This is a genomic window from Phytobacter ursingii (assembly GCF_001022135.1).
Classification (GTDB): domain Bacteria; phylum Pseudomonadota; class Gammaproteobacteria; order Enterobacterales; family Enterobacteriaceae; genus Phytobacter; species Phytobacter ursingii.
The window spans coordinates 3436445-3451228 of the sequence record NZ_CP011602.1 but is presented as its reverse complement, the minus strand read 5'-3'; the positions used below and the strand labels follow the sequence as shown (position 1 = coordinate 3451228).

Sequence of the window (14784 nt, the reverse complement as noted above, 5' to 3'; positions counted from 1 at the left end):
AAAGGTTGCAGGGAGAACGCCCCGGCACTAGACTACCCGCCTCTTATTTATGTCTCGAGTTAGTGTCATGCGCGTTGCCGATTTTTCCTTTGAATTACCTGAATCCCTGATTGCCCATTATCCGCAGCCTGAGCGCAGCAGTTGCCGCTTGCTGTCACTGGACGGGCCGACAGGCGCGCTTGCGCACGGTACGTTCACGGATTTACTCGACAAACTCAATCCTGGCGACCTGTTGGTCTTCAACAATACGCGCGTGATCCCGGCGCGCCTGTTCGGACGCAAAGCCAGCGGCGGTAAAATTGAAGTGCTGGTTGAGCGTATGCTCGACGATAAGCGCATTCTGGCCCATATCCGCGCCTCAAAAGCACCGAAACCGGGCGCCGAACTGTTGCTGGGTGATGATGAGAGCATCCATGCCACCATGGTGGCCCGTCATGATGCGCTGTTCGAAGTGGAATTTAATGACGAACGGCCGGTACTCGATATTCTTAACGCCATTGGCCATATGCCATTGCCGCCTTATATCGACCGTCCTGACGAAGAGGCTGACCGCGAGCTTTACCAGACGGTCTATAGCCAGAAGCCGGGGGCAGTTGCGGCGCCGACCGCAGGTCTGCATTTCGATGAACCGCTGCTGGCTCGTTTGCGCGAGAAGGGTATCGAGATGGCATTTGTCACGCTGCATGTTGGGGCGGGAACCTTCCAGCCAGTACGCGTGGACAGCATCGAAGACCATATCATGCACTCTGAGTACGCCGAAGTGCCGCAGGAGGTTGTCGACGCGGTGCTGGCGGCGAAAGCGCGCGGCAATCGTGTTATCGCCGTGGGAACCACCTCCGTGCGTTCGCTGGAGAGTGCGGCGCAAGCGGCGAAAGAGGCGCTGATCGAACCGTTCTTTGGCGACACGCAAATCTTTATTTTCCCGGGCTACCAGTATCAAGTTATCGATGCGCTGGTGACCAATTTCCACCTGCCGGAATCCACCCTGATTATGCTTGTTTCCGCTTTCGCCGGTTATCAGCACACCATGCGCGCCTACCAGGAAGCGGTTGCGCACAAATATCGCTTTTTTAGTTACGGTGATGCGATGTTTATCACGTACAATCCGCAGGCTATTAATGAACGTCCGGGTGAGTGATCTCCCCTGACCGTCGTAGCCCGGCTAAACGATAGCGCCAGCCGGGGCACTATTAGCACCCTGGCGTGATGCCTGGGTGAATTTTTAACCATCAGACTGTCTCTCTGATGCAGGAGAAATGAAGTGAAATTTGAACTGGATACCACCGACGGGCGCGCACGCCGCGGCCGTCTGGTGTTTGATCGTGGCGTAGTGGAAACGCCAGCATTTATGCCCGTCGGCACCTACGGCACCGTCAAGGGGATGACGCCGGAAGAAGTGGAAGCCACTGGCGCCCAGATTATCCTCGGTAATACCTTTCACCTCTGGCTGCGTCCAGGTCAGGAAATCATGAAATTGCACGGCGACCTGCATGATTTTATGCAGTGGAAAGGGCCGATCCTGACTGATTCCGGCGGCTTCCAGGTCTTTAGTCTGGGTGACATTCGTAAGATCACTGAGAAAGGCGTGCACTTCCGTAACCCCATTAACGGCGATCCGATCTTCCTCGATCCTGAGAAATCCATGGAAATTCAGTACGATCTCGGTTCCGATATCGTGATGATTTTTGATGAGTGTACGCCGTACCCGGCCGACTGGGACTACGCCAAACGCTCCATGGAAATGTCACTACGCTGGGCAAAACGCAGCCGCGACCGTTTTGATTCACTGGAAAACCCGAATGCGCTGTTTGGCATTATTCAGGGGAGCGTTTACGAAGATTTACGCGATATCTCGGTGAAAGGTCTGGTAGAGATTGGCTTTGATGGCTACGCTGTCGGCGGTCTCGCTGTGGGCGAACCAAAAGAGGATATGCACCGTATTCTGGAACATGTTTGCCCGCAAATTCCGGCGGATAAACCACGATACCTGATGGGCGTGGGTAAACCAGAAGATTTGGTAGAAGGCGTTCGTCGTGGCATCGATATGTTTGACTGTGTTATGCCAACACGTAATGCCCGCAATGGTCATCTGTTTGTGACCAACGGCGTGGTGAAAATCCGTAACGCGAAATACAAGAGCGATACGGGTTCACTCGACCCTGAGTGTGATTGCTACACCTGTCGCAATTATTCGCTCGCTTACTTGCATCATCTCGATCGTTGCAACGAAATATTGGGCGCGCGACTCAATACCATTCATAACCTGCGTTACTACCAGCGCTTGATGGCGGGTTTACGTAAGGCTATCGAAGAGGGTAAATTAGAGAGCTTCGTGACCGATTTTTACCAACGTCAGGGGCGAGATGTTCCGCCTTTGAATGTTGCTTAATTTTAATAATGAGGGAATTTGAATGAGCTTTTTTATTTCTGATGCGGTAGCAGCAACAGGCGGCGCGGCAGGTGGCAGCCAGAGCCCGATGTCTCTGATCCTGATGTTGGCGGTGTTTGGTCTGATTTTTTACTTCATGATCCTTCGCCCACAGCAGAAGCGCACTAAAGAACATAAAAATCTGATGAACTCCATCGCGAAAGGTGATGAAGTGCTGACCAACGGTGGTCTGGTTGGTCGCGTAACCAAAGTAGCGGAAACTGGCTACATTGCTATCGCGCTGAACGACACCACTGAAGTGGTTATCAAACGTGACTTCGTAGCTGCCGTTCTGCCGAAAGGCACCATGAAGGCGCTGTAATTTCTTGTTTTCCCAAAGGGAACTGCCGTGTTAAACCGTTATCCTTTGTGGAAGTACATTATGCTGGTCGTCGTCATTGCCGTCGGCCTGCTCTACGCACTTCCCAACCTGTATGGTGAGGATCCGGCTGTTCAGATCACTGGTGCGCGCGGTGTCGCCGCCAGTGAGCAAACGCTGATCCAGGTCCAGAAAACTCTACAAGAAGAAAAAATCGACGCGAAGTCTGTGGCACTGGAAAACGGCGCTATTCTCGCTCGCTTTGACAGCACTGACGTTCAGTTACGCGCCCGTGAAGCGCTGGTGGCTCAACTGGGTGACCAGTTTGTCGTGGCGCTTAACCTTGCTCCGGCCACACCGCGTTGGCTGAGCGCAGTCAACGCCGAACCCATGAAACTGGGTCTCGACCTGCGTGGCGGCGTGCACTTCCTGATGGAAGTGGACATGGACACCGCGCTTGGCAAACTCCAGGAACAGAATATCGACAGCCTGCGTAGCGATCTGCGCGATAAAGGCATTCCTTACACCACCGTGCGTAAGGAAGATAATTATGGCCTGAGCATTCTCTTTCGCGATGCCAGCGCACGTGACCAGGCGGTCACTTATCTGACCCAACGTCACCGTGACCTTGTTATCACCAGCCAGGGCGACAATGCTCTGCGTGCGGTGATGTCTGATGCGCGTTTGAGCGAAGCTCGCGAATACGCGGTACAGCAAAACATCAATATCCTGCGTAACCGTGTTAACCAACTCGGCGTGGCTGAGCCGCTGGTACAGCGTCAGGGCTCGGACCGTATCGTGGTTGAACTGCCGGGTATTCAGGATACGGCGCGTGCAAAAGAAATTCTGGGTGCGACTGCGACGCTGGAATTCCGTCTGGTAAACAGCAATGTCGATCAGGCCGCTGCTGCTGCGGGCCGTGTGCCGGGCGATTCCGAAGTGAAACAGACCCGCGAAGGGCAGCCGGTTGTGCTGTACAAACGCGTGATTCTGACCGGTGACCATATCACTGACTCCACGTCCAGTCAGGATGAGTACAACCAGCCGCAGGTGAACATTTCACTGGATAGCGCTGGCGGTAACATCATGTCTAACTTCACCAAGGACAACATCGGCAAACCGATGGCAACCCTGTTTGTGGAGTACAAAGACAGCGGTAAAAAAGACGCGAATGGTCGCGCTATTCTGGTGAAAGAGGAAGAGGTGATTAACATCGCCAATATCCAGTCTCGTCTGGGTAACAGCTTCCGTATCACCGGTATCAACAACCCGAACGAAGCCCGTCAGCTTTCTTTGCTGCTGCGTGCGGGTGCATTGATTGCGCCGATTCAGATTGTTGAAGAACGTACCATTGGCCCAACGCTGGGGATGCAGAACATCACTCAGGGTCTGGAAGCCTGTCTGGCAGGTTTGGTCGTCTCCATCATCTTCATGATCTTCTTCTATAAGAAGTTTGGTCTGATTGCGACGAGCGCGCTGATTGCCAACCTGGTACTGATTGTCGGCATTATGTCCCTGCTGCCTGGGGCGACGCTCACCATGCCGGGTATTGCGGGTATCGTGTTAACCCTTGCGGTTGCGGTCGATGCGAACGTACTGATAAACGAACGTATCAAAGAAGAATTGAGCAACGGTCGTTCGGTGCAGCAAGCCATTGATGAAGGTTATAAAGGCGCGTTCAGTTCCATCTTCGATGCGAACGTCACCACGCTGATTAAAGTCCTGATCCTGTATGCAGTGGGTACGGGCGCCATCAAAGGCTTTGCCATTACGACCGGTATCGGTGTGGCAACGTCGATGTTTACTGCCATTGTCGGCACCCGTGCCATCGTGAACCTGCTGTACGGCGGCAAGCGCGTTAAAAAGCTGTCTATCTGAGGAGTGCGTTGTGGCACAGGAATACACTGTTGAACAATTGAACTACGGCCGTAAAGTCTGGGACTTTATGCGCTGGGATTACTGGGCGTTCGGCATCTCTGGTCTGCTGTTAATCATCTCTATCGCCATTATTGGCGTACGTGGGTTTAACTGGGGGCTGGATTTTACCGGCGGTACAGTTATCGAAATCACGCTGGAAAAACCGGTCGACATGGACCAGATGCGCGACGCGCTGCAGAAGTCGGGCTTTGAAGAGCCGCTGCTGCAAAACTTTGGTAGCAGCCGCGACATCATGGTGCGTATGCCGCCTGTACACGGGGAAACCGGTGGTCAGGAGCTGGGCAGTAAAGTCGTTAAAGTGATTAACGAAACCAGCAGCCAGAACGCGACGGTAAAACGTATTGAGTTTGTGGGGCCGAGCGTCGGTGCTGACCTTGCGCAAACTGGTGCAATGGCGCTGATGGTGGCGCTGATTTGTATCCTCGTTTATGTCGGCTTCCGCTTTGAGTGGCGTCTGGCAGCAGGGGTTGTTATTGCACTGGCGCACGACGTGATCATCACCATGGGTGTGCTGTCGCTGTTCCATATCGAGGTTGACCTGACTATCGTGGCATCGCTGATGTCCGTTATCGGCTACTCGCTTAACGACAGTATCGTGGTGTCCGACCGTATTCGTGAAAACTTCCGCAAGATCCGCCGCGGAACCTCTTACGAAATCTTTAACGTGTCGCTGACCCAGACGCTGCATCGTACGTTGATCACCTCCGGGACCACCTTAGTCGTGATCCTGATGCTGTATCTGTTTGGCGGTCCGATTCTGGCAGGCTTCTCACTGACCATGCTTATTGGTGTCACCATCGGTACGGCGTCCTCGATTTACGTGGCCTCTGCGCTGGCGCTGAAACTGGGCATGAAACGTGAGCACCTGATTCAGCAGAAAGTGGAAAAAGAAGGGGCGGATCAGCCGTCAATTCTGCCGTAATCTGGCACACCGCTTTACAAAACCGCAGCCTCAGCGCTGCGGTTTTTTTTCGCCTGACAATCTCTCCTGACAGTATGCTGTCAGGAGGGGAGTGTCAGACTCTCTTCGTCGAAAACACAACGAGGAAGAGAGAATATGCGTAAGGTTATCAATTGGTTTGAAATCCCGACTCTGGATCTGGATCGTGCAATGGCATTTTACGGCTACTGCCTGGGGGCCGAGTTCAGACTTGAGAGCGCGGCCTGTATGACAATGGCCGTCTTTCATTACGAGGAGCCTGCTACCGGTGGAGCGCTGGTATATTCTGAGGCGCTGAAACCGTCTGTGGACGGCGTAGTGGTCTATCTCTTCACGCCTGATATCAACGCTTCCCTGGAAAAAGTGGCAGAGAAAGGCGGTTCCTGCTGTTTTGGACCGTTAACATTGCCGGATGATATTGGCACGATTGCCCTTTTCATTGATAGTGAAGGGAACAAAGTCGGGTTACATCAACCTGCCTGATAAATCATAACCAGCCTTGATGGGAAAACCACGATGAGTCGCCGCGCCGATCGCTTGTTTCAGATAGTGCAAATCCTTCGCACCCGTCGGCGCGTCACGGCGGCGCTCCTGGCGGAGCGGCTGGAGGTTTCAGAACGTACGGTGTATCGGGATATCCGTGATTTATCGCTGTCGGGCGTGCCGATTCAGGGCGAAGCCGGGAGTGGGTATCGTTTGATGCCCGGCTTCGATATTCCACCGCTCATGTTTACGGGACTGGAAGTGGAGGCGCTGATCGCGGCCATCGGCATGTTGCAAACCTGGAGCGGTGATGTTTTAGCGCAGGCGGCGGGTTCGGCTCAGGAGAAGCTACTTGGGGTACTGCCTGCTGACAGGCGTCTGCTGGCTGAACGTAACCGGATAATCACCCCGAACATGGGGAAATATCCTCAGACCCGGCGCTGGTTTGATGTTCTGCATCAGGCCATGCGTCAGCGTGAGGAAGTGTACATTCGTTACGAAAATGACAAAGGGGAAGCTTCCGAGCGGGCCATTCACCCGCTTGGCCTCTCTTTCTGGGGAGAAGTATGGGTGTTAGTCGCCTGGTGTTTACTGCGGGATGATTATCGCAGCTTCCGGCTGGATCGCTGCCAGGCTGTCGCGATTACGGGGAAAGTATTTACCGAACGCCCCGATCGCTCTTTTGAAGACTTCATTCGCCGACAGAAAATGCGCAACAAAGACGTCGATGATGTGGCTTCATCGTAACTGCAGACGGTGAGCGGAATGTCCCTGGCGGCAGGCCCCGTATCGGATCATTGCTAAAAACGTGGTGGCACGCGAAACTAGCCGCATCCACCATTGACCCAGGTACTGACTGACTTATGGCGATTATCCCGAAAAACTATACGCGGCTGGAAAGCGGCTACCGTGAAAAGGCATTAAAACTGTTCCCGTGGGTGTGCGGTCGCTGCTCGCGTGAATTTGTCTATTCAAATCTGCGAGAACTCACCGTTCACCATATCGATCACGATCATACGAACAACCCGGAAGATGGCAGCAACTGGGAGCTTCTTTGCCTGTTCTGCCACGATCATGAGCATTCGAAATATACCGAAGCGGATCAGTACGGTTCTACGGTTGTTGCGGGCGAGGATGCGCAGAAGGATGTTGGCGAGGCGACGTATAATCCTTTTGCCGATCTGAAAGCGATGTTGAATAAGAAAAAGTAAAAGGTCTTACTGCGTAAACGGATCGGAATGGATAAAAAAAAGCACCGATGAGCGTTTCGTTCGGTGCTTTTTCTATTCAGGTCATCCGGGCAGGATGAAGGATAACTTCACTTAGAAATTGTAACCCACCACCAGATAGCCACCCCAACCGGTAGAGCGGACGTTCTCTTTCATCCAGACCAGATCGGCATCGTTATTCCACTGACCACCATTGTGCCAGTAACGCGCAACAGCGGAGTAGTGCCAGTGATCGTAGCTCAGAGACAGGATGTGGCTGGAGGCGATGGAGTTGTTGGTGCGCTGTTTAATGCCGTTTTCAGCGTATGCGCTCTTATCGCCCAGATCTGAACCCCAGTCAAAGTTGGTGAAACCGATATAGCTCAGGTTGCCGCCCCACAGAGAGGTGATCGGCACAAAGTATTTCACTTTGAAACGGTAACCGTCCCAGTCGTTCTGGTTTTCTGCACCGTAGTTCTGCCATTGGTATTTCGCGTACACGTTCAGAGACAGGCTCATCGGCAGACCGGTATTGATATCGGTACCCAGACCCATGTACCAAGTGCTCTGGCGGCCGGATGCATTGCGACCCATGTCATAGATGTAGTTGTTCGCGAAATACCACTCTTTGAACGGACCGAAGCTCAGGTCGGTACCGGTCAGTTTATCAATAGAGAAACGCGGTTCGATTTCCATGAACAGCGGAGAACCGTGGTTCCAGATACCTTTTGCTTCGGTGTTACCGCCGAAGAAGACCGGGGCATCGGCATAACCATAAAAATCGAACCAGTCTTTTTTCGCAAATGCTTCATATTCCAGGTAGGTATCGTTACGAATTTGCGGTCCGAAGCGGGTGTGATAGCTGCCCACCACGTTAACGCTCTGGTGCCACCAGTCAGACACGTATTCCGGTTTGCTGTTATCCGCTGCATTCACGGAGAAAGAGGTCGAAAAAGCCAGTGCAGCGCCAGCTGCGAGTAATGTTTTCTTCATAATTATGCCACTGATAAGAGATCCCTTACGGGAATGAAAGAATGCACGCATTGCGTTTCTAAATATTTCATGTTTCTGCGAGCTTATTATAAGTATCCTTGCTCACAAAAATATGTGTTGTTTCACATTACTGAAACACACGTAATCGATTGCGTTCACGTTTACGCGCATTCAGCAGCAGGGATTGTACTGATGATCATCATTGTTGCCAATAAATGACACCCACCAGATTTTCATCCGGAGGGTGTGCAGGCGTAACAAAGTGTGAATAAGCGCGACAGTGTCGCCGGGAAAAATTACTGCGGACTGGCGGGTTGAATATCGTGGATACGAACAAAACCTAACTGCTCTGGCGTAATACCATTGAGCTGTAGCGCGACATCCACATCGCTTGGTGCCAGCGTGCTGGCCGGTGCGCTAATTAGCTGGTTTTGCACGTTAACTTCCTGATAGTTCTGAGTAGTGCCCTGAATTTCTCCCCACTCTACTGTGCCGCTGAATGCCGGGAGCGGGTCGTTAGACTCTCCCTGAATACGCAGCGTGGCCCGCGTGCCGTTCGCATTTGGCGTGATGTCTTTCAGGGTCATACGCAACATACCGATCTGACTGTTCAGTCGGGCAGGGGTGTTGGAACCCGGCAGCAGATAGACGCCGTTACTGGATTTTGCATTCAGCGCGTTTTGCTGGGTGATTTTCACCGTTTCTTTGTTCAGTTTGGTCATTTCCTTGTTCAGGGTACTGACATCCTGATGCAATTGGCGGACCTCGCTTTGCTGCGCACAGGCGCTAAGGGCGAAAACGCTTCCCAGCAACAGGGATCTTAGGTAACGTCTTGTCATTCTGTCTGTTTCCTTGAAGATGAGGATGTTCTTAATGGTAGATCGCAACGGCTGGGTTGCCATCTATCCATTGTCTCAAAATCGGCTCGTCTTTGTTGTCATGCCAGTTCAGGGTAAAATAGATTTCAGTTAACTCACTCGCCAGGACGTCGTATGCATTGCCCATTCTGTTTCGCCGTGGATACCAAAGTAATTGATTCTCGCCTTGTCGGTGAAGGTTCGTCTGTCCGTCGCCGTCGCCAGTGTTTGGTATGCAATGAACGTTTCACCACTTTTGAAGTGGCAGAGCTTGTCATGCCGCGCGTTGTTAAAAGTAATGAGGTTCGAGAACCGTTCAACGAAGATAAGCTACGCAGCGGCATGTTAAAAGCGTTGGAAAAGCGCCCGGTGAGCTCCGATGACGTTGAAATGGCGTTAAATCATATTAAGTCACAATTACGCGCTACCGGGGAACGCGAAGTCCCCAGCAAAATGATCGGTAATCTGGTCATGGAACAGCTGAAAAAGCTCGATAAAGTTGCCTATATCCGTTTTGCGTCGGTATATCGCAGCTTCGAAGATATCAAAGAGTTCGGCGAAGAGATCGCCCGTTTACAGGACTGATCATGCAGGACGAAATGTACATGGCCCGCGCGCTTAAGCTCGCGCAACGCGGACGTTTCACCACCCATCCGAACCCGAATGTCGGCTGTGTGATCGTGAATGACGGCGAAATTGTCGGCGAAGGCTTCCACTATCGTGCGGGTGAGCCGCACGCCGAGGTGCATGCATTGCGAATGGCGGGTGAGCGCGCGCGCGGTGCGACCGCCTATGTGACGCTAGAACCGTGCAGCCATCATGGTCGTACACCGCCATGTTGCGAAGCGCTCATTGCCGCAGGCGTTGCCCGCGTCGTGGCGGCCATGCAGGATCCGAATCCACAGGTTGCGGGGCGTGGTTTGTACCGCCTGCAGCAGGAGGGCATCGAGGTCAGTCATGGCCTGATGATGTCAGAAGCCGAAGCGCTGAATAAAGGCTTTTTAAAGCGCATGCGTACCGGTTTCCCCTGGATCCAGCTTAAACTTGGCGCATCCCTTGATGGTCGCACGGCGATGGCCAGCGGCGAGAGCCAATGGATCACATCGCCGCAGGCGCGACGCGACGTCCAGCGTTTACGCGCCCAAAGCCACGCGATTTTAACCAGTAGCGCGACGGTACTGGCAGATGACCCCAAACTGACCGTACGCTGGGAGGAACTCAGCCCGGAGATCCAGGGATTGTATCCCCAGGAAAACCTGCGCCAGCCGGTGCGCATTGTGGTGGATAGCCAGCATCGCGTGACACCTGAACATGCTTTAGTGCAGCAGCCGGGGGAGACCTGGTTTGCGCGTACGCGTCATGATAGCCGCGCCTGGCCTGAATCCGTTCGTGAGATCCTTGTTCCGGAGCACCGTGGTCATGCGGACCTGGTCACGCTGATGATGATGCTGGGCAAACAGCAGATTAACAGCATCTGGGTGGAAGCGGGGGCTCATCTTGCAGGCGCATTGCTGCAGGCGGGGCTGGTTGATGAACTGATCGTCTATCTTGCGCCGAAACTGCTGGGCGCGGATGCGCGGGGGCTGTGCGTGCTGCCAGGCCTGGAAGCGCTGGCCGATGCACCCGCTTTTAAATTCAATGAGATACGTCAGGTTGGGCCAGACGTCTGCCTGCATCTTACCCACGCGTAGCCTCTGCTGTAAAAGGGAGGCAGCGCGTGAAATATTATGATAAAATCCGCCCCCCTGCGGGGTCTGAAATGAACCTGTAAAGGAAGAGTATGAACATTATTGAAGCTAACGTTGCTACCCCGGACGCTCGCGTCGCCATCACCATTGCGCGTTTCAACAACTTTATCAATGACAGCCTGCTTGAAGGTGCGATTGACGCCCTGAAACGCATTGGTCAGGTCAAAGATGACAACATTACCGTTGTTTGGGTTCCAGGCGCGTATGAGCTGCCACTGGCGGCTGACGCACTGGCGAAAACCGGTAAATATGACGCGGTGATTGCGCTGGGTACCGTTATCCGTGGCGGCACCGCGCACTTTGAATATGTGGCTGGCGGTGCAAGCAATGGCCTGGCGCATGTCGCTCAGGACAGTGGAATCCCGGTAGCCTTCGGTGTTCTGACCACTGAAAGTATTGAACAAGCCATCGAACGCGCTGGCACCAAAGCCGGTAACAAAGGTGCAGAAGCTGCACTGACCGCGCTGGAAATGATTAACGTATTGAAAGCCATCAAGGCCTGAATTTTGTAAGGGGAATTCCGTGAAACCTGCTGCTCGTCGCCGCGCCCGTGAGTGTGCCGTCCAGGCGCTCTACTCCTGGCAGTTGTCCCATAACGACATCGCTGATGTTGAATACCAGTTCCTGGCGGAACAGGACGTGAAAGATGTGGACGTTCTGTACTTCCGTGAACTGTTGACCGGAGTGGCGACTAACAGCGCGTATCTCGACGGCCTGATGAAGCCGTACCTGTCCCGTCTGCTCGAAGAGCTGGGCCAGGTTGAAAAAGCGGTGCTGCGCATTGCACTGTTCGAATTGTCTAAACGCGATGATGTCCCGTACAAAGTTGCGATTAATGAAGCTATCGAACTGGCGAAAACCTTCGGTGCAGAAGACAGCCACAAATTTGTAAATGGCGTGCTCGACAAAGCAGCCCCCGCGATCCGTCCCCACAAAAAATGATCCGTAAGCCGGAGCCGGGCGTTGTTTTGACACGCCCGATCCGGCTTTTTCTTTTCTTTGCTGAGGCATAACGTATGGCATGCGGCGAATTCTCCCTGATTGCCCGTTATTTTGACCGTGTAACAAGCTCGCGCCGTGACGTTGATACCGGCATTGGCGACGACTGCGCACTGCTCAACGTACCTGAAAAGCAGACGCTGGCAATCAGCACTGACACGCTGGTGTCAGGCATCCATTTTCTTCCTGATATCGAACCGGCTGATTTGGCATATAAAGCACTGGCAGTGAACATTAGCGATCTGGCGGCTATGGGGGCCGATCCGGCATGGCTCACGCTGGCGCTGACATTGCCGAGTGTCGATGAAGCGTGGCTTAAAGCGTTTAGCGACAGCCTGTTCGAACAGCTCAATTACTACGATATGCAACTCATTGGCGGCGATACGACTCGTGGTCCGCTGTCGATGACGTTGGGTATTCATGGCTATGTCCCCGCTGGACGCGCCTTAAAACGCAGCGGCGCCAAACCAGGTGACTGGATTTATGTCACCGGCACACCGGGGGATAGCGCCGCCGGGCTGGCTATTTTGCAGAAGCAGTTGCAGGTGGCCGACGCACAAGATGCAAAATATCTGTTGCAGCGACACTTGCGTCCTGTGCCCCGTGTCTTACACGGGCAGGCGATGCGCAATCTGGCAAGCTCGGCTATCGATCTTTCCGATGGGTTGATTTCCGATCTTGGACATATTCTCAAGGCCAGCGGTTGCGGTGCACGGGTCGATCTCAATGCATTGCCTTATTCGCAGGCTATTCTGCGTCATGTGGATGCGGAACAGGCTCTGCGCTGGGCGTTATCAGGCGGCGAAGATTACGAGCTGTGCTTTACCGTACCGGAAATCAATCGGGGCGCGCTGGAGGTAGCCGTTGGCCATCTGGGTGTGCCTGTGACCTGTATTGGGCAGATGAGCGCTGATGTGGAAGGCCTGAATTTTACCCGCGAAGGTAAAACAGTGACGCTTGACTGGAAAGGATATGACCATTTTGCCGCGCTTTAAAGACATTGCCAAAAGCCGTTTGAAAATGAGCAACCCGTGGCATTTACTGGCCACGGGGTTTGGTAGCGGATTAAGCCCTGTCGTGCCGGGTACAATGGGCTCTTTAGCTTCCATTCCGTTCTGGTATCTGATGACCTTTCTCCCGTTGCAGCTCTATTCGCTGCTGGTGATGCTGGGGATTAGCGTGGGGGTTTATCTCTGCCATCGTACGGCGAAAGATATGGGCGTGCACGATCATGGCAGCATCGTCTGGGATGAGTTTATCGGGATGTGGATCACCCTGATGGCGCTACCGACTAATGACTGGCAGTGGGTTGCCGCCGGTTTTGTGATCTTCCGTATTCTCGACATGTGGAAACCATGGCCGATCCGCTGGTTTGACCGCAATGTGCACGGGGGCATGGGGATCATGGTTGACGATATTGTGGCCGGCATTATCTCTGCTGGAATTTTGTATGCGCTGGGACACTACTGGCCGATCGGCATTCTCTAGTGGTATTTCTGATCTGATGTTGTCCGGGCAGGCGTATCCGCATCGGGGGAAACCCCGGTGGCGCTGACGCTTACCGGCGCTACGGAAGGTAGCCCGGATAAGGCGTATCCGCATCGGGGGAAACCCCGGTGGCGCTGACGCTTACCGGGGCGACGGAAGGTAGCCCGGATAAGGCATATCCGCATCCGGGGAAACCCCGGTGGCGCTGACACTTACCGGGGCTACGGAAGGTAGCCCGAATAAGGCGTATCCGCATCGAGGGAAACCCCGGTGGCGCTGACACTTACCGGAGCTACGGAAGGTAGCCCGGATAAGGCGTTTCACGCCGCATCCGGGACATTCCAGACCGTTCAAAAACCCACTAACGCATTATTTAAACCCGACCACCGGATGCTGTTTGTAAGGGGTTTCCATTTCGGCGATCTGCTCTGGTTTCAGCGTTAAATCTACGGCCTGTAACAGCTCTTCCAGTTGCTCTTCGCGCGATGCGCCGATAATCGGTGCGGCAACACCGGGTTTGCTCAGCAGCCACGCCAGGGCGACCTGCGCGCGCGTAGCGCCGGTTTCTTCGGCTATGGAACCAAGACGTTCAGCAATTTGTGCGTCGTTTTCATCACTTTCGTCGTAGAGTTTTTTCCCCACTTCGTCCGATACGATTCGTGCGGTGGTTTCGCCCCAGGGACGCGTCAGGCGACCACGCGCCAGCGGACTCCATGGAATCACCGCAACCCCCTCTTTATAGCAGAGCGGCAACATTTCACGCTCTTCTTCACGATAGATGAGGTTGTAGTGATCCTGCATGGTCACAAACGGCGCCCAGCCGTGCTGTTTTTGCAATTCCAGCGCCTGCGCGAACTGGTGAGCGTGCATGGAAGATGCGCCGATGTAACGGGCTTTGCCGGATTTTACGACATCATTGAGCGCTTCCAGCGTCTCTTCAATCGGGGTGTTGTAGTCCCAGCGATGGATTTGCAGTAAATCGACATAGTCCATCCCCAGGCGTTGTAGGCTGTCATCAATGGAGCGCAGAATTTGCGCACGGGAGAGACCTTCTGTGAGCGTGCCGGACGCATGGTAGACCTTGGTGGCTACCACCACGTCTTCACGGCGGGCGAAGTCACGTAGCGCACGGCCCACGATCTCTTCGCTGCTGCCATCAGAATAGCTGTTTGCGGTATCGAAGAAGTTAATTCCGCCATTCAGGGCGTGCTGGATAATAAGACGGCTGCTCTCTTCTGGCAGGGTCCAGGCGTGGTTACCACGGTCTGGCTCGCCAAAAGTCATGCAGCCAAGGCAAAGGCGGGAAACTTTTAGATCTGTTTTTCCTAATGTGTTGTATTGCATGGTTCCACTCCTGCTTATGCTCGTCATATTTCGAGTTAC

18 protein-coding genes are annotated in these 14784 nt (G+C 53.8%); 14 read left to right on the top strand and 4 right to left on the bottom strand.

The features are described 5' to 3' along the window. Positions 1 to 67: 67 nt before the first annotated feature. From queA to yajD, 8 genes are all read left to right on the top strand, one after another. On the top strand, positions 68 to 1138 hold the full coding sequence (gene queA / locus AB182_RS19930; RefSeq protein WP_047371609.1) for a tRNA preQ1(34) S-adenosylmethionine ribosyltransferase-isomerase QueA: 1071 nt from the start codon (positions 68 to 70) through the stop codon (positions 1136 to 1138). Between the two features lie 123 nt (positions 1139 to 1261). Beyond that, on the top strand, positions 1262 to 2389 hold the full coding sequence (gene tgt / locus AB182_RS19925; protein ID WP_047371608.1) for a tRNA guanosine(34) transglycosylase Tgt: 1128 nt from the start codon (positions 1262 to 1264) through the stop codon (positions 2387 to 2389). Between the two features lie 22 nt (positions 2390 to 2411). Then, the gene (yajC, locus tag AB182_RS19920; protein ID WP_041852533.1) at positions 2412 to 2750 is read left to right on the top strand and encodes a preprotein translocase subunit YajC; all 339 of its coding nucleotides are present in this window, start codon (positions 2412 to 2414) and stop codon (positions 2748 to 2750) included. 27 nt (positions 2751 to 2777) lie between these two features. Further along, the gene (gene secD / locus AB182_RS19915) at positions 2778 to 4625 is read left to right on the top strand and encodes a protein translocase subunit SecD (protein WP_071845920.1); all 1848 of its coding nucleotides are present in this window, start codon (positions 2778 to 2780) and stop codon (positions 4623 to 4625) included. A 10-nt stretch (positions 4626 to 4635) separates the two neighbouring features. After that, on the top strand, positions 4636 to 5607 hold the full coding sequence (secF, locus tag AB182_RS19910; RefSeq protein ID WP_047371606.1) for a protein translocase subunit SecF: 972 nt from the start codon (positions 4636 to 4638) through the stop codon (positions 5605 to 5607). A 135-nt stretch (positions 5608 to 5742) separates the two neighbouring features. After that, a complete protein-coding gene (locus AB182_RS19905; protein ID WP_047371605.1) occupies positions 5743 to 6108 on the top strand; it encodes a VOC family protein in 366 nt (121 codons plus the stop codon). Between the two features lie 33 nt (positions 6109 to 6141). Beyond that, on the top strand, positions 6142 to 6855 hold the full coding sequence (locus AB182_RS19900; protein ID WP_047371604.1) for a helix-turn-helix transcriptional regulator: 714 nt from the start codon (positions 6142 to 6144) through the stop codon (positions 6853 to 6855). A gap of 116 nt (positions 6856 to 6971) precedes the next feature. After that, on the top strand, positions 6972 to 7319 hold the full coding sequence (gene yajD, locus AB182_RS19895; protein ID WP_047371603.1) for an HNH nuclease YajD: 348 nt from the start codon (positions 6972 to 6974) through the stop codon (positions 7317 to 7319). 111 nt (positions 7320 to 7430) lie between these two features. On the opposite strand, the gene AB182_RS19890 is transcribed toward yajD, so the two are convergent. The 3 genes from AB182_RS19890 to AB182_RS33240 form a co-directional block, all read right to left on the bottom strand. After that, positions 7431 to 8309, bottom strand: coding sequence for a nucleoside-specific channel-forming protein Tsx (locus tag AB182_RS19890; RefSeq protein WP_047371602.1), 879 nt, complete (start codon positions 8307 to 8309; stop codon positions 7431 to 7433). 296 nt (positions 8310 to 8605) lie between these two features. After that, a complete protein-coding gene (locus AB182_RS19885) occupies positions 8606 to 9148 on the bottom strand; it encodes a SadB/YajI family lipoprotein (RefSeq protein ID WP_047371601.1) in 543 nt (180 codons plus the stop codon). A 31-nt stretch (positions 9149 to 9179) separates the two neighbouring features. Then, the gene (locus AB182_RS33240; protein ID WP_263406538.1) at positions 9180 to 9314 is read right to left on the bottom strand and encodes a hypothetical protein; all 135 of its coding nucleotides are present in this window, start codon (positions 9312 to 9314) and stop codon (positions 9180 to 9182) included. Between AB182_RS33240 and nrdR the strand changes: the two genes are divergently transcribed. The 6 genes from nrdR to pgpA all read left to right on the top strand — a co-directional run bounded on the left by nrdR (position 9302) and on the right by pgpA (position 13401). Further along, positions 9302 to 9751, top strand: coding sequence for a transcriptional regulator NrdR (nrdR, locus tag AB182_RS19880; RefSeq protein WP_047371600.1), 450 nt, complete (start codon positions 9302 to 9304; stop codon positions 9749 to 9751). The genes AB182_RS33240 and nrdR overlap by 13 nt on opposite strands. A gap of 2 nt (positions 9752 to 9753) precedes the next feature. After that, the gene (ribD, locus tag AB182_RS19875; RefSeq protein WP_047371599.1) at positions 9754 to 10857 is read left to right on the top strand and encodes a bifunctional diaminohydroxyphosphoribosylaminopyrimidine deaminase/5-amino-6-(5-phosphoribosylamino)uracil reductase RibD; all 1104 of its coding nucleotides are present in this window, start codon (positions 9754 to 9756) and stop codon (positions 10855 to 10857) included. An 89-nt stretch (positions 10858 to 10946) separates the two neighbouring features. Beyond that, positions 10947 to 11417: a 6,7-dimethyl-8-ribityllumazine synthase gene (ribH, locus tag AB182_RS19870; RefSeq protein WP_041852524.1), complete on the top strand. Its 471-nt coding sequence runs from the start codon at positions 10947 to 10949 to the stop codon at positions 11415 to 11417. A gap of 19 nt (positions 11418 to 11436) precedes the next feature. Further along, positions 11437 to 11856 carry a transcription antitermination factor NusB gene (nusB, locus tag AB182_RS19865; protein ID WP_047371598.1) on the top strand — a complete coding sequence of 140 codons (420 nt, stop codon included), beginning with the start codon at positions 11437 to 11439 and terminating at the stop codon, positions 11854 to 11856. A 74-nt stretch (positions 11857 to 11930) separates the two neighbouring features. Next, the gene (gene thiL / locus AB182_RS19860; protein WP_047371597.1) at positions 11931 to 12908 is read left to right on the top strand and encodes a thiamine-phosphate kinase; all 978 of its coding nucleotides are present in this window, start codon (positions 11931 to 11933) and stop codon (positions 12906 to 12908) included. After that, a complete protein-coding gene (pgpA, locus tag AB182_RS19855; RefSeq protein ID WP_047371596.1) occupies positions 12886 to 13401 on the top strand; it encodes a phosphatidylglycerophosphatase A in 516 nt (171 codons plus the stop codon). The genes thiL and pgpA overlap by 23 nt, the downstream gene beginning before the upstream one ends. Positions 13402 to 13770: 369 nt before the next feature. Here pgpA and AB182_RS19850 read toward each other — a convergent pair whose 3' ends face one another. Then, entirely contained in the window at positions 13771 to 14745 is a 975-nt protein-coding gene (locus AB182_RS19850) for an aldo/keto reductase (RefSeq protein ID WP_047371595.1), read from the bottom strand. Between the last annotated feature and the right edge of the window lie 39 nt (positions 14746 to 14784).

What these genes read in the sequence shown, in the direction of transcription:
- yajD (WP_047371603.1), top strand. Translation starts at nt 6,972, where the DNA reads ATGGCGATTATCCCGAAAAACTATACGCGGCTGGAAAGCGGCTACCGT.
- AB182_RS19885 (WP_047371601.1), bottom strand. Translation starts at nt 9,148, where the DNA reads ATGACAAGACGTTACCTAAGATCCCTGTTGCTGGGAAGCGTTTTCGCC.
- thiL (WP_047371597.1), top strand. Translation starts at nt 11,931, where the DNA reads ATGGCATGCGGCGAATTCTCCCTGATTGCCCGTTATTTTGACCGTGTA.
- AB182_RS19905 (WP_047371605.1), top strand. Translation starts at nt 5,743, where the DNA reads ATGCGTAAGGTTATCAATTGGTTTGAAATCCCGACTCTGGATCTGGAT.
- ribH (WP_041852524.1), top strand. Translation starts at nt 10,947, where the DNA reads ATGAACATTATTGAAGCTAACGTTGCTACCCCGGACGCTCGCGTCGCC.
- AB182_RS33240 (WP_263406538.1), bottom strand. Translation starts at nt 9,314, where the DNA reads ATGGGCAATGCATACGACGTCCTGGCGAGTGAGTTAACTGAAATCTAT.
- ribD (WP_047371599.1), top strand. Translation starts at nt 9,754, where the DNA reads ATGCAGGACGAAATGTACATGGCCCGCGCGCTTAAGCTCGCGCAACGC.
- pgpA (WP_047371596.1), top strand. Translation starts at nt 12,886, where the DNA reads ATGACCATTTTGCCGCGCTTTAAAGACATTGCCAAAAGCCGTTTGAAA.
- yajC (WP_041852533.1), top strand. Translation starts at nt 2,412, where the DNA reads ATGAGCTTTTTTATTTCTGATGCGGTAGCAGCAACAGGCGGCGCGGCA.
- queA (WP_047371609.1), top strand. Translation starts at nt 68, where the DNA reads ATGCGCGTTGCCGATTTTTCCTTTGAATTACCTGAATCCCTGATTGCC.
- AB182_RS19890 (WP_047371602.1), bottom strand. Translation starts at nt 8,309, where the DNA reads ATGAAGAAAACATTACTCGCAGCTGGCGCTGCACTGGCTTTTTCGACC.
- AB182_RS19900 (WP_047371604.1), top strand. Translation starts at nt 6,142, where the DNA reads ATGAGTCGCCGCGCCGATCGCTTGTTTCAGATAGTGCAAATCCTTCGC.
- AB182_RS19850 (WP_047371595.1), bottom strand. Translation starts at nt 14,745, where the DNA reads ATGCAATACAACACATTAGGAAAAACAGATCTAAAAGTTTCCCGCCTT.
- nrdR (WP_047371600.1), top strand. Translation starts at nt 9,302, where the DNA reads ATGCATTGCCCATTCTGTTTCGCCGTGGATACCAAAGTAATTGATTCT.